We start from the raw sequence: 13,516 nt of genomic DNA on the forward strand, positions 1-13,516 counted from the left end.
AATGACCACCCGCATCGACCGCCGCATGGCGAAACTCAAGGCCGAAGGCAGGCCGGCGCTCGTCACCTATTTCATGGGTGGCGACCCGGATTATGACACCTCGCTATCGATCATGAAGGCCCTGCCCCCGGCTGGCTCCGACATCATCGAACTCGGCATGCCGTTTTCCGATCCGATGGCCGACGGCCCGGCGATCCAGGCGGCGGGCCTACGCGCGCTGAAAGCTGGCCAGACTCTTGTGAAGACACTGAAGATGGCATCGGACTTCCGCGCCGGCGACAATGAAACGCCGATCGTGCTGATGGGCTACTACAACCCGATCTACGTCTACGGCGTCGACCGCTTCCTCAGCGATGCCTTGGCCAGCGGCATCGATGGGCTGATCGTCGTCGACCTGCCGCCTGAGATGGACGAGGAACTTTGTATTCCGGCCTTGAAGGCTGGCATCAACTTCATCCGGCTGGCGACGCCGACCACCGACGACAATCGCCTGCCAAAGGTGCTGCAGAACACATCCGGCTTCGTCTACTACGTGTCGATGACCGGCATCACCGGCTCGGCACTGGCCGACACCGGCAAGGTGGCGGCGGCGGTGAAGCGCATCAAGGGCCACACCGACCTGCCGGTCTGCGTCGGCTTCGGCGTCAAGACCGCCGAGCAGGCGCGTGTCATTGGCGCCAATGCCGATGGCGTCGTCGTCGGCACCGCGATCGTCAATGCGGTCGCCAATGTTCTGGGGCCGAAGGGCGAGAAGACCGCCGACCCCGCCGAGGCCGTCGCCACGTTGGTCAGCGGCCTTGCACAGGGCGTGCGCTCGGCCCGCCTTGCTGCCGCCGAATAGCCTGACTATCTGTTCGCTACGCAATTCGGGCCGGAAATCCGCCAAGGGCTTTTCCTGAATTGCTCGAAGCCTCTTCCAGGACAGGAGCCGAAGCCATGAACTGGATCACCAATTACGTCCGCCCGAAGATCAATTCGATGCTCGGCCGACGCACCGACATGCCGGAAAACCTCTGGATCAAGGATCCCGAGACCGGCGAGATGATCTTCCACAAGGATCTCGAATCCAACCAGTTCGTCATCCCGGCCTCCGGCCACCACATGAAGATCTCGGCCAAGGAGCGGCTGAAATACTTCTTCGACGACGGCAAATACGAGGTTCTGGAAAACCCCAAGGTCGTCCAGGATCCGCTGAAGTTCCGCGACGAGAAGCGCTACACCGATCGCCTGAAGGAGGCGAAGGCCAAGACCAGCCTCGAGGATGCGATCCTCAACGGCGCCGGCACCATCGAAGGGCTGCCGGTCATCGTCACCGTTCAGGATTTCGCCTTCATGGGCGGCTCGCTGGGCATGGCCGCCGGGGAGGCCATCGTACATGCCTTCGAGGTCGCGCTGCAGCGCAAGCGGCCGCTGGTCCTGTTCGCCGCCTCGGGCGGCGCCCGCATGCAGGAAGGTATCCTCTCGCTCATGCAATTGCCGCGCACCACGGTTGGCGTCGACCGGCTGAAGGAAGCCGGCCTGCCTTATATCGTCGTGCTGACCAACCCGACCACCGGCGGCGTCACCGCCTCCTACGCCATGCTGGGCGATGTCCATATCGCCGAGCCCGGCGCCCTGATCGGCTTTGCCGGCCCGCGCGTCATCGAGCAGACCATCCGCGAAAAGCTGCCCGACGGGTTCCAGCGCGCCGAATATCTGATGGAGCATGGCATGGTCGACATGGTCGTCTCGCGTCTCGAGATGCGCTCCACCATCGCGCGGCTGCTGAAGATGCTGCTCAAGATGCCGGGCGCCGAGAAGCCGCTCGAGCCGGAGATTTTGCCGCCGGCGGTGGTCACCGCCGAGGCGCGGCCGCAAGTCTGAGGCATACCGGCCTGGCGCGTTGCCGGCCGACGCGACGTCGTTCGGCGCGAACCGCGATTTGCGCCTTGTCTTGCGTGCTGTAGCCTTTGATTCGCGCATGGTGTTTCTGAGACCGATTCCCGGTTCAGGGCGCCGCGCTGGGATTTCGTCATGACAACGCTTTCCGCCGAACGTGAAATCGAACATCTGATGACGCTGCATCCGAAAGGCTTCGACCTTTCGCTGGACCGCGTCACGCGGCTCCTCGAACGCCTTGGCAATCCGCAGGACCGGCTGCCGCCGGTCATCCACATCGCCGGCACCAATGGCAAGGGTTCTTGCGCCGCCTTCTCGCGCGCGCTGCTGGAGGCGGCCGGCCATCTCGTCCACGTCCACACCTCGCCGCACCTGGTGGCCTGGCACGAGCGCTACCGGCTGGCGGCCGAAGGCGGCGGCAAGCTCGTCGACGATGACGTTTTCGCCGAGGCCATTGCCCGCGTCGCTGAGGCCAATGGCGGTCAGAAGATCACGGTCTTCGAAATTCTCACCGCCGTCACCTTCGTCCTGTTCTCCGAGCATCCGGCGGAGGCAGCGATCATCGAGGTCGGCCTCGGCGGCCGTTTCGACGCCACCAACGTCATCAAGCGGCCGGCGGTTTCGGTAATCATGCCCATCTCGATGGACCACGAGGCCTATCTCGGCGACCGCGTCGAACTGATCGCAGCCGAAAAGGCCGGCATCATGAAGCGCGGCTGCCCGGTGGTGATCGGCGCCCAGGAGAGCGAGACGGCGCTTCAGGTGCTGATCGACACGGCCGAGCGGCTGGACTGCCCGACGGTTGTCTACGGCCAGGATTTCCTTGCCTTCGAGGAGAACGGCCGCATGGTCTATCAGGACGGGGACGGGCTGATGGACCTGCCCTCGCCGCGCCTGCCCGGGCGCCACCAGTTCGCCAACGCCGCGGCGGCGATCGCCGCCATCAAGGCGGCCGGCTTCGAGATCACTCATCGGGCCGCCGAGCGCGCGATGACCCATGTCGCCTGGCCGGCACGCATGCAGAAGCTGACACAGGGCAAGCTGGTGGAACTGGCGCCGAAGGGCGCCGACATCTGGCTGGACGGCGGCCACAACCCCGGCGCCGGCATCGTCGTCGCCGAGGCGCTGGCCGAGCAGGAGGAAAAGAACCCGAGGCCGCTGATCCTGATCTCCGGCATGATCAACACCAAGGACCAGACCGGCTATTTCAGCGCCTTCAAGGGCCTCGCCCGCCATGTCTACACCGTGCCGGTGAACAACAGCGACGCCGGCGTGCCGAACGACGAGCTGGCATTGCGCGCTGAAGAAGCCGGCTTGTCGGCCGAGCCGGTCAGCTCCGTTGCCAGCGCGCTCATGCTTTTGCGCGACTCGTGGGACGGTCCGGCGCCGCGTATCCTGATCGGCGGTTCGCTCTATTTTGCCGGCGCAGTGCTGGCCGAGAACGGCACGCCGCCGACGTGAACTGTCTCGGCCAGGGCTGAAAGGAACCGGCCATGATCAAGGTCAAGCAACTCGCCCATGTCTGCATCCTCGCGCAAGACCTTGAGGCGACGCGCGGTTTCTACCGCGACGTGGTTGGCATGCACACAAGGTCCAATTTCCTGCGCGACGGCAGGACTTTCGGCTTGTACCTCGATTGCGGCGGCCGCAGTCATGTCGAGGTGTTGAGCTGGCCGAGGCCAGCTATGGCGAACGTAACCAGATCAACCACTTCTGCCTGGAGGTGGAAGACATCGACGCAGCCATCGCCCATATTCGCATGAAGGGCGTCGCGGTGACGCCGAAGAAGCTCGCCTGCGAAGATACTTTTCAAGCCTGGATCAGCGATCCCAACGGCGTGAAGATCGAACTTTTCGAACACACCGGCAAAGCGCGCAGTTCACCCGCGGCGATCGTGTCGCCGACTGGTGAGCGAAGATTTACTTCAGCTCGATCTCGATGAAGGCGTATTCGCCGTCATTGGCGTTGACGACATCGTGCTCGACGCCTTCCCGGCGGAAATACGGCGCCCCCTTTTTCATTTCGGCAAAGGACTCGCCGTCCTTGGTAACCAGCTTCACCCTGCCGTCCATCAGCGGCACGACGACATAGTCGTGGCTGTGGCGGTGCCAGCCGGTGTTGGCGCCGGGCGCGAAGCGATACTCCGTGACGATCACGCGTTCATTGTCGACGTGGATCGTGGCCTTCGCCGTTCCGGTCATGAAGCTCTCCCTTTGTCTCTTTGACGCAATTGCGGAGGGAAATCGCTTCACACGTTTCCCTCCATCTCCTCAACAGAGGTGATGGAGGGCGCCGGCGTCAGGGCCACAGCGCGCCGAGCGATGACGCCAAAGAAAAGCCCGGCGCGAGGGCCGGGCTCGTTCTTGAACTTTTCGGATTGGCTCAGGCGAGGCTGCCGTTGATCCAGTGCGACAGCGCGGTCTTGGGCGCGGCGCCGACCTTCATGTCCGCGACCTCGCCGCCCTTGAAGATCATCAGCGTGGGGATCGAGCGAACGCCGTACTGAGCGGCCAGCTCGGGGTTCTCGTCGATGTTGAGCTTGGCTACTTTCACCTTCGAACCGAGCTCCTTGGCGATGTCTTCCAGCGCCGGCGCGATCATCTTGCACGGGCCGCACCATTCGGCCCAGAAATCCACCACGACCGGCTCCTTGGCGTTGAGCACATCGGCCTGGAAATTGCCCTTGTCGACCTTGACGGTGGCCATTCTGAAATCCTTTCGAAAACTCGGGTTGCACCAAATGTGGTGGTTTTGGCGGCGACGTTCAAGCAGTTCTTGTGTCACGCTCCCGTGAGTCGGGCAAGCGCGTCGTCCATGGCCGCCGCCGGCAGCTCGATCAGGCGCGGCGCCTCGGTGAACAGCAGCGCGGCCGTCACCGCGCGGCCCGGATAGAGCGGCTCAAGCAGCGCGCGGTAGAGGGCAAGCTGCAGCACATAGGCGGGCGGCACCTCCGCGAGACTCGAAGGCGCCGGGCGGTTGGTCTTGTAGTCGACGATCGACACCTTTTCCGGCGTGACCGCCAGCCGGTCGATCTTGCCCGAGATTGAGCGCGGCTTGCCCTTCACCTCCAGGCTGCCCATCACCGCGACCTCGGCACGCGAGGACCGTGAGAACAACGCGCCGAAGCCATCGTCCGACAGGATCGACAGCACAGCCTTCAACGCTTTGTCGCGCTCGTCAGCCGGCCACCCGTCGCCGGCGCGCGCCAGGTAGCGCTCGGCCGCGCCACGCCTCTCCTCCTCCGCGATGCCGGGCAGCATCTGCAGCAATTTATGCAATGCCAGGCCGCGCATGACTGCGAAGCCCGGCTCGTCGGCGGCATCGAGCACCGGCGAGCGTGTGTCGGGCACAGCCTCTTTCGCTTCATCGATCAACGCCGAAGCGCCCGAAGGCGAGAGCGGCCGCGGCAGTTCTTCGTAGGGCGGCAGCGGTCGGAACAGGTTTTCAGGCAGCGGCGCTGTATGACCGAACGGTCCTCCCTCGTCGGAGCTTGTAAATGCCACGGGCGGCAGTCCCGTCACATGGAAGCGATGTACCGTCACATCGGCTGTTGCCGGGTGCCTGCGTTCGGTGCTTTCCGGCGCGCCCAGCAGCGCCCGGCTGACGATCGAATGCCAGGTGCCGGTGCTGGGCTGACGCTTGCCATGATAGCCGCAGACGACCAGCCGGTCCTCGGCGCGCGTCATGCCGACATAGAGAAGCCGTCGGTATTCGTCGTCCGCCAATTCGCGCCCCCTCGCCGAAGCAGCCTTCGAGACGCCATTGGCGACATCGCTGGCCGAGCGCCATAGATAGCCCTTGCCCTTCCACTCGGTGCCGGAGCTTTCGAACGGCATCAGCCGCGGCAGATGCTGGTCGCTGAACGGCGCGGAGCCGCCATCGACCAGGAAGACCACCGGCGCTTCGAGGCCCTTGGCGGCATGCACGGTCATGACGCGGACCTCGTCCCGCGTCTGGTCCATCTCGCGCTTGATCTCGGGGCCGGCATTTTCCAGCGTCGAGAGGAAGGATTCCAGCCCCGGCAGGCCGGTGCGTTCCTCGGCCAGGCAGAAGCTCAGGAACTCGTCGAGGATGTCGCCGGCCTCGGGCCCGAGCCGCGCCGTCATCTTGCGGCGCAGGCCGTCGCGCGCCAGCGCAGCAGCATAGAATTCGAACACGGGCTTGAACGCAACCTCGGTTGCCCAGCCGTCGAGCCGGCTGACGACAGCGGCAAGGGCCACATCCTCGGCCGCATGCTGCCGCAGCGCGGCGATCAGCGACTGGCCCTTCGGCCTTTCGCCGGCCAGCGCCAGCAACTTTTCCTCGGAGACCTCGAAGATCGGGCTGCGCAGCACCGCGGCCAGGGAAAGATCGTCCTCCGGCTGGATCAGGAAATGTCCAAGCGCGATCAGGTCCTGCACGGCGATATGGCCGGGCAGGCTCAGCCTGTCTGCGCCGGCGACCGGGATCTGCCGGTTCTTCAGGCTGCGCGACAACGCATGCACGAAGCGGTCGCGCTTGCGCACCAGCACCAGGATGTCGCCGGCAGTCAGTTTCCTGCCCTTGCCTTCGATAACCTCGCCATTGCGCAGCCAGTTCTGGATGGTGGTGGCCACATGCTCGGCCACGCGCACGGCGGGCGCGCTGGCGTGGTTGACCGGCAAGGTCCAATCGTCGGGTTCCTCGACCATTTCGGTGCCGACCGAGGGCCACACCTCGACATAGCCCGGCGCGTCGATGCGGATCGCCTGGTGTTTCAGCGGATCGGGATCATGGCTGATGCCGCGCCTCACACCCGGCTCGGCGAAGACGCGGTCGACCGCCGCAAGCACGTCGTCGCTCGAACGGAACGACCAGGTGAGCTTCAGATTGGCGAAGGCGGCTTCCGCGTCGCGCACGCGGCCTGCAAACAAAAGCCGGCTTTCGGCGAAGGAATCGGGCGCCGCTCCCTGGAAGGAATAGATCGACTGCTTCTCGTCGCCCACGGCAAAGACGGTGCGCTTCACCGCCTCGCGCTGGCCGAGCCCGGCAAAAAATTCTTCCGTCAGCTTCTTCACCACCTCCCATTGGTCGGGGCTGGTGTCCTGCGCCTCGTCGAGCAGGATGTGGTCGATGCCCTGGTCGAGCTTGAACTGTACCCATGGCCCGGCGTCCGGTCGCGACAAAAGGTTGACGGTGCGGGTGATGAGATCGTTGAAGTCGAGGAAGCCCCGTCCGCGCTTCAACTGCTCGTAGCGCGCGATCAGCCAGCCGGCGACGGTGAGCGCCGCCGCTGACCCTTCCAGCATGCGGAACAGCGCCAACCGGTCGGTTACCTCCAGGATCGCGCTGGCCGCCGCAAGGTAGCGTTCCGCCAGATCAGGCAGCCGGTCGACCAGCGCCTTCTTGAAGATCTTGGGCGGCTCATAGGGGTCGCCGTCGGCCTTGAGGAAGGCCTTTGCCAGCAGCCGCAGCCGTCGGATCGGGTCGACTTCGGCAAAGGCGCCTTGCGCATAAGGCAGAACGTTGTTCAGCACCTGCTTCGCCTCGGCGTCCTGCGCGGCTCGGGCGAATTCGGCGAACTGGCCGGCCGAAAAACCCGGCAGCGGCCACAGCGAAGCGGCGATGTCCTCGGCCGTCTGTCCGTGCCTGAAGCCGAATTCCGCGAACAGCGGCCGAAAGTCCCGATCGTTGCCGAGCTTGGCGATGAAATCGCGCAGTTCGTCGCGCTTGCCGACGATTTCGCCAAGCAGCGTATCCAGCCCGAACTCGCCGCCGCGTTCCAGCACGATGGCGAAGGCCTCAGCCAGGCCTCCGACGCCGGCGCCCGCGCCGGAGATCATGTCGCGGCGCGCATCCGCGAACAGCGAGGCTTCCATCTGCGGGTCGAGCATCTCGAAATGCGCCGGGATGTTGGCTTCGAGCGGGAACTGGTGCAGCACGGATTCGCAGAAGGCGTGGATCGTCTGGATCTTCAGCCCGCCCGGCGTCTCCAGCGCCTCGGCGAACAGCCGGCGCGCGCGCCGCATCATGTTGCGGTCGGCGCCTTGGCCGCCGAGCGCCGCGATCCGCGCGCCAAGCTCCGCATCGGGCAGCGCGGTCCACTCCGATAGCGTCGAGAACACGCGGTTTGACATGTTGGCGGCGGCGGCCCGCGTATAAGTAAGGCACAGGATCTTCGACGGATCGGTGCCGTCGAGCAGCAGCCGGATGACGCGCTGCGCCAGAACATGCGTCTTGCCCGACCCGGCATTGGCCGAAACCCAGGCGGAATAGGCCGGATCCGAGGCGCGTGCCTGGCTGGCGGCAGTGTCGGAGGGGATCGGATACTTCATCCGTCCACCTCGTCCTCGCTGGCGCCGCCCGCCGACCATTCCAGCACGCGCGCCAGATGGTCGTAGTCGCCGTCGGCTTCGCCCTCGCGGAACGGCAGCGCGCGCGACAAATAGCCGGTGGTAGGGTCGGAATAGTGCAACAGCAGCCGCTCCAGCCGCGCCCAGGCTTCCTCGGAAAGGTCGTTGGCCGTGCGGGGCTTGCGGTTGTATTCGAGGATCGATTCCTCGAACACCTCGCCATTCGGCTTCAGCCTCACAAAGGCAAGCTGCGAGGGTTCGCGTATGCCGAGCTCCTTGAAGGCGCCGCGCCTGAGTAGCGCGCCTTCCAAGGCAAGCTGCGGCGACAGCAGGGTGTGCGCCTGCGCCTTCGAGGGCGAGGATCCGGTCTTGTAATCAAGAATATCGGCCATGCCGCCGGCAAGCAGGTCGACGCGGTCGGCATAGCCGGAAAGCGTCACGCCGGTGCGGCCGACCACCGTCTTCTCGGCGCGCTCCTCGGCATGGCGCCTCGCGACCGCATCGGCGCGGGTGAGCTCCCATTCGATGATGTTTTCGGCGAGCTTTTCGAAACGCGGCCACCAGATGGCCTCGATGTCCGGCGGAAGCTTTGCCTCGGCAAAGCAGATACGTCCGGCTTCGATCAGGCCCGCCAGCGCGTCCGGCGCCCTTGGATCCTCGACCCGCCGCGAGAACAGATGCAGGATCTCGTGGAACAGCGTGCCGCGTTCGGCGGCGCCCGGATCGCGGATCAGCGGTTCGAGCGGCATCAGGCTAAGGATGCGCCGCGCGTAGATTGCGTAGGGGTCGCGGCGCAGCGTCTCGATTTCGGTGACCGAGAAATGCCGCGGGCGCAGGCTGAGCGGCGGCCTGGGCTGCGGGCGGGGGGCAAAATCCTTCTTCTCGCCGGCATCGAGCGCGCGCGCCCAGCCAAGCAGCGTGTCGCCGCGCCCGCGAAGCGCTGCCGCCGGCTTCTTGCCGATGAAGGTCAGGATGCGCTGCAGCCAGCGCGACGGCACCGCCGGCGCGTCGCCCGAGCGGGCCGAACGTGTCAGCACCACCTCGGCGGCGCCCATTGCCATCTGGAAATCATGCGCGGCAAGGCCGATGCGCCGTTCCGGCGGTTCGAGGTCGATGCCGGTCTTCATCAGCCTCGACATGAAGCGGTCGCTCTCCGGCTTGCGCGGCCACACTCCCTCGTTGAGCCCGCCGATCACCAGCGTGGCGACATTCTGCAAACGGGCTTCCAGCGCGCCCCAGATGGCGATGTTGCGGTCGGTGCCTTGCGCCGGCTTCACTGTCTCCGGCGCGATCAGCGCTTCAATCACGTCGGGCCATTCCAATGCGGCGAAGGTGAATGGCGAGGACGCCGCCAACAGTCCGCGCAGCAACTCGGCAAGCTTCTCGCCGGCGTCTCCGGCATAGAGGCCGGCCAGGCCGCCATCGGCCGCGCGGCCCAGATATTCCAGCGCGGCCACGCTCGCGCGTGTCAGCGTCGCGATGTCGGCGTCCTTCTCGTCGCGCATCGCGGTGAGCGGCGAAAGCGCCTTGGTAAGGCGGCCAAGCACCTCTTGCGCTTCCTCGATGGCGCGCACGGTCAGCCGCGAGAACCAGAAAGGTTGTCTCGTGTCGCCACCCAGCTCCGCGAGCCGTGTCTCGAAAAGCTTGCCGAGCGATGCGACGTCGGGCCGGCCCGTGCCTCCCCTTAGGGCGACCAGCTCGACGAGTTCGGCAGCCTTGCGCACGCGTTGGCGTTCGAGGCCGAGCCCGAGCAGCGGATGCTTGAGTAAGGCAAGCAGGCCGACCGGATCGCCGGGCCGGAAGGCGGCGCTCAGCGCGAGCCTGAGCAGGCTGGCGGCCGGCGTGTTGATGAGTGGCGTGCCGCCGGAATCGTCGGCGACGACGCCGAAGCGCAGAAGCTCGGCCGAAACCCGCCGCGCCAGCGCGCGGTCGCCCGTGACGAGCGCCGCGCGCTTGCCGGGGATCTCGACGGCGCGCTTCAGCGCGATGGCGATTGCCGCCGCCTCGTCGCGTTCGTTCGCCGCTTCCACCAGCGTCACGCCGGCAAGCGCCTGGTCGACATCTCCCGCCGTGAAGCGCGGCCGCGTTTCTGTCCAGTGTTCGGTCGTTTCCGCCGGCCGCAATGCCTCGCCGACAAGGGCCGCGCGCAACGCAAGCGGCGATGGCGCCGCCACGATATCCTCGACGTCGTGGCGGGGGATGCCGATGCCGCCGATCAGCTTGGCGAGGCCATATTGCGGATGGCCGAGCGTTGCCGGGCGCGCGCCGGGCGCCGTGATCGCCGCGAAGGATGCGTCGTCGAGCTCGCGGTCGAGCCCGGGCAGCACGACCGCGCCGTTGGGCAAGCCGGAGATGACGGCAAGCAGTTCGGCGGTGGCGGGAATAGAACCGGTCGACCCGGCGGCGATGACCGGTCCCGCCGGTGGACTGCGCTTCAGCCGCGCCGCCTCCAGCCGGATCAGCGCGCTGCGATGCGCGGCCGGATTGGAGCGGTTACGCTCCTTGAGCAGTTCGGGCCAGTTGTCGGTGACGATGCCGAGGAAATCGAGCGTCACCTGCCACCAGCCGGCAAGGTTGCCGGTGACCAGCGTCGCGAGCTTCGCCCAATCCGTGCCCTCGGTTTCGATCTCGTCCATAAGCCGGGCGAGGTCGCGCGCCAGCCAGATGGCATCGGCGGCCGAGGTCGGCACGACGAATTCCTCGTTGAACCGCTCCCTCACATGGTCCGGCAGGCTCTCCTTCCAGGCGCGCACCAAGGGCGCCAGCAGGAGCAGCCGCTCCTGCGCGGCGATCGGCGGCGCAAGCTCGATGGCCGGCGCCGCCTCCGTGTCGAAGGCGGCCTCGTCCTCGTCGAACTCGCCGAGCGGCCGCACCGTCGGCAGAATGGCCGAGCGTCGACCGAGCACATCGACGAAAGCGCCGCGCAATGCCCGCGCCGCGCGTCGGGTCGGCACGTAGATGGTGGCGTCGGCGAGCGCCAGCGGATCGCCGTCGAAGCGGAAGCCGGGGATCAGCCGCCCGTCCAGCAACGACCCCGCCAGAGTCGGCAGGAACGGCGCTCCGGGTGGGATGGAAAAGACGCGGCGCGCGCCGCTCATACCGCTTTCGCGAGCGCACCGGCGACCGCGGCTTCGGCGGCGGGGATCGCGTCCGGCGTGCCGACGGTGATCCAGCGCCCGTTCATCTTCATGCCGAACAGGCGACCGGCGGCGATAGCCTTGTCGAAATAGACGTTGAGCGAGTGAGAGCCGGTGGGAGCGTCCCTGAAGATACGCGGATGGATGATCGCGGCGCCCGCGTAGATCAATCCCGCCGGATCACCCTTTGAGCGCGTGAGCGCGCCGTCGGGACTGACCAGGAAGTCGGTTCCGACGCCGTGCCCGGTCGCTGAGTCGAGATCGGTAAGCATCAGCAGAATATCCATTCTGGCGGCGTCCCATGCAAGGGCAAGGCGATCGAGGCTGGGTCTGCCCCTGTCGATCCAGAACGTGTCGGCGTTGATGACGTAGAAGGCCTCGCTACCCAATAGCGGCAGCGCCTTGACGATTCCGCCCGCCGATTCAAGCAGGGCCTCGCGCTCGTCGGAGATGACGATCTGCGGCGCCTTGCGGGCGGCGACATGGGCGACGATCTGTTCTGGCAGGTAGTGCACATTGACGATGGCCTTGGCGACGCCGGCTGCCTCCAGGCAGTCCAGCCCCCAGTCGAGCAAGGTCTTGCCGGCGATCTTCACCAGCGGCTTCGGCATCGTGTCGGTGATCGGCCGCATGCGTTTACCGAGCCCGGCCGCCAGCACCATCGCGGTCGCCGGCTTCATGGGACCCGTTCCTCGATCAGGCCGTGCGCCATGTAGAAATCCTTCAGGCCAGCAAGCGCCGGATGCGCTAGCGCACGCCTCAGATAGTCGCGGATGCGCGGCAGATGCCTGAGATAGTAAGGCTTGCCGTCGCGCTTCTCGAGCCGCACGAAGATGCCGAGGATCTTCGAATTGCGCTGCGCCGCCATGATCGCATAGGCCTCGGCGAAGCCGGCTTCGTCGAAGACGCCGGCGGCATGCCGCGCCGCGACATAGGCCGCGACCGTCCGCCGCTCGATCTCGGGCGAGACCGTGACGCGCGCATCCATCGCGAGCGAAGCGACGTCGTAGGCCGCCGGCCCGATCAGCGCGTCCTGCACGTCCACGATGCCGAGCCGGTCGAGGCCGGACCGCTCCGCGCGCCAGATGATGTTGGGCGAATGGAAGTCACGCAGCATCAGCGTGTATTCGCTGCCGGCAAGGCGATCGAGAATGTCGTTCCATACTTTTTGGTAGCCAGCCCGCAACTCGTCGTTTGCCGGCTGACCGGTGATCCACGGCACGTACCAGTCGACCAGAAGGTCGGCCTCGATCAGCATGGCTTCCCGATCGAAAGGCGGCACGTCGTGAAAAATGCCAGGCGCTGCTTCCATGCGTGTTGGCCAGGCCTTGCCGTGCATCATGGCCAGCAGTTCGGCCGCCGCTTCGTAACGTTCGGCGATGGGCTGGCCGTCGTGGCCGAGAAAGCCTTCCGAGCCGAGATGCTCGATGAGCAGAAAGCCCTGGTCGAGGTCCTGGGCATGGATCACCGGCACGCTGACGCCTGCCGCAAGCAGTGCCCGGTCGATGGCGACGAAGGCGGTGACGGATTGGGCCGTATGGGCGATCACCGCATAGGGCTTGCCGTCGCGCACCGGCGGCCCAAGCACGAGGCGCGGCGAGTTCATAAGCACGCGGGGCGCTTCGCCGGGCAACGACACGATCTCGTAGGAGCGGGCGGAAGCGTCGCCGACGAAGTGCCGGCGGCTGGCTTTTTCCCATCCGGCGGAGGCCAGGAAATCGCGCATGGCCAGCGATCGCTGTACGCGCTCGAATACCAGCCCTTGTCCCGACAGCCTTGCAACGCGGCCCTCGCCATCCTCGGCGAGATCGACCCACAACGCGTTTCCCGGTAATCGGTCTCCGGCTCGTTCAGGCCATTCGACCAATGCCGCGCCTTGGGCGAGCGCATCCTCGAGGCCGAGCTCGTCGAGTTCATCCGGCGAGGCGAGGCGGTAGAGGTCGAAATGATGCACCGGAACGCGCGTCTCGTAGCTTTGCACCAGCGTGAAGGTGGGGCTCGGAACCTCGAGACCGGTGTCGTCGGCGAGTGCCCGGATCAGGGCGCGGGCCAGCGTCGACTTGCCGGCGCCGAGATCGCCTTTCAGCGCGACCGCGTCGCCAGCGCGCAACGCCATGGCGAGATCCTCGCCAAGCCTTGCCGTTGCCGCCTCGTCGGCGAGAAAGCGCTCCAGCACCGTCGCTGCCAAGC

Annotated in this window: 10 protein-coding genes and 1 pseudogene; 5 read left to right on the top strand and 6 right to left on the bottom strand. The window is 66.3% G+C overall.

What is annotated here, in order from left to right; all coding sequences use genetic code 11:
* Position 1: 1 nt before the first annotated feature.
* From trpA to ACR64R_RS23170, 5 genes and pseudogenes are all read left to right on the top strand, one after another.
* Entirely contained in the window at positions 2–841 is an 840-nt protein-coding gene (gene trpA, locus ACR64R_RS23150) for a tryptophan synthase subunit alpha (RefSeq protein WP_487358579.1), read from the top strand.
* A gap of 95 nt (positions 842–936) precedes the next feature.
* Entirely contained in the window at positions 937–1,863 is a 927-nt protein-coding gene (gene accD / locus ACR64R_RS23155) for an acetyl-CoA carboxylase, carboxyltransferase subunit beta (RefSeq protein WP_487358580.1), read from the top strand.
* A gap of 150 nt (positions 1,864–2,013) precedes the next feature.
* Entirely contained in the window at positions 2,014–3,339 is a 1,326-nt protein-coding gene (locus ACR64R_RS23160; protein ID WP_487358581.1) for a bifunctional folylpolyglutamate synthase/dihydrofolate synthase, read from the top strand.
* A gap of 32 nt (positions 3,340–3,371) precedes the next feature.
* Positions 3,372–3,491: pseudogene (locus tag ACR64R_RS23165) on the top strand (VOC family protein); the annotation flags it as partial.
* Positions 3,492–3,514: 23 nt separating this feature from the next.
* Positions 3,515–3,820 (top strand): VOC family protein, encoded by a 306-nt coding sequence (locus tag ACR64R_RS23170; RefSeq protein WP_487358582.1) that lies wholly within the window; start codon positions 3,515–3,517, stop codon positions 3,818–3,820.
* On the opposite strand, the gene ACR64R_RS23175 is transcribed toward ACR64R_RS23170, so the two are convergent.
* From ACR64R_RS23175 to tsaE, 6 genes are all read right to left on the bottom strand, one after another.
* Complete coding sequence (locus ACR64R_RS23175) at positions 3,798–4,079, bottom strand: cupin domain-containing protein (protein WP_487358583.1); 282 nt, start codon at positions 4,077–4,079, stop codon at positions 3,798–3,800. The genes ACR64R_RS23170 and ACR64R_RS23175 overlap by 23 nt on opposite strands.
* Before the next feature lie 181 nt (positions 4,080–4,260).
* A complete protein-coding gene (gene trxA, locus ACR64R_RS23180; RefSeq protein WP_041000044.1) occupies positions 4,261–4,584 on the bottom strand; it encodes a thioredoxin in 324 nt (107 codons plus the stop codon).
* A gap of 74 nt (positions 4,585–4,658) precedes the next feature.
* Positions 4,659–8,171, bottom strand: a complete 3,513-nt coding sequence (gene addA / locus ACR64R_RS23185) for a double-strand break repair helicase AddA (protein ID WP_487358584.1) — start codon at positions 8,169–8,171, stop codon at positions 4,659–4,661.
* Positions 8,168–11,287: a double-strand break repair protein AddB gene (addB, locus tag ACR64R_RS23190; protein WP_487358585.1), complete on the bottom strand. Its 3,120-nt coding sequence runs from the start codon at positions 11,285–11,287 to the stop codon at positions 8,168–8,170. The genes addA and addB overlap by 4 nt, the downstream gene beginning before the upstream one ends.
* Positions 11,284–12,006 (bottom strand): nucleotidyltransferase family protein, encoded by a 723-nt coding sequence (locus ACR64R_RS23195; protein ID WP_487358586.1) that lies wholly within the window; start codon positions 12,004–12,006, stop codon positions 11,284–11,286. The genes addB and ACR64R_RS23195 overlap by 4 nt, the downstream gene beginning before the upstream one ends.
* Positions 12,003–13,514: a tRNA (adenosine(37)-N6)-threonylcarbamoyltransferase complex ATPase subunit type 1 TsaE gene (tsaE, locus tag ACR64R_RS23200; RefSeq protein WP_487358587.1), complete on the bottom strand. Its 1,512-nt coding sequence runs from the start codon at positions 13,512–13,514 to the stop codon at positions 12,003–12,005. The genes ACR64R_RS23195 and tsaE overlap by 4 nt, the downstream gene beginning before the upstream one ends.
* Positions 13,515–13,516 lie beyond the last annotated feature (2 nt).

Source organism: Mesorhizobium sp. MC2-1-1, assembly GCF_057597255.1.

Bases quoted from the DNA above. Each gene is read 5' to 3' on its own strand.
- trpA (WP_487358579.1), top strand. From the start codon at position 2: ATGACCACCCGCATCGACCGCCGCATGGCGAAACTCAAGGCCGAAGGC.
- accD (WP_487358580.1), top strand. From the start codon at position 937: ATGAACTGGATCACCAATTACGTCCGCCCGAAGATCAATTCGATGCTC.
- ACR64R_RS23160 (WP_487358581.1), top strand. From the start codon at position 2,014: ATGACAACGCTTTCCGCCGAACGTGAAATCGAACATCTGATGACGCTG.
- ACR64R_RS23175 (WP_487358583.1), bottom strand. From the start codon at position 4,079: ATGACCGGAACGGCGAAGGCCACGATCCACGTCGACAATGAACGCGTG.
- trxA (WP_041000044.1), bottom strand. From the start codon at position 4,584: ATGGCCACCGTCAAGGTCGACAAGGGCAATTTCCAGGCCGATGTGCTC.
- addA (WP_487358584.1), bottom strand. From the start codon at position 8,171: ATGAAGTATCCGATCCCCTCCGACACTGCCGCCAGCCAGGCACGCGCC.
- addB (WP_487358585.1), bottom strand. From the start codon at position 11,287: ATGAGCGGCGCGCGCCGCGTCTTTTCCATCCCACCCGGAGCGCCGTTC.
- ACR64R_RS23195 (WP_487358586.1), bottom strand. From the start codon at position 12,006: ATGAAGCCGGCGACCGCGATGGTGCTGGCGGCCGGGCTCGGTAAACGC.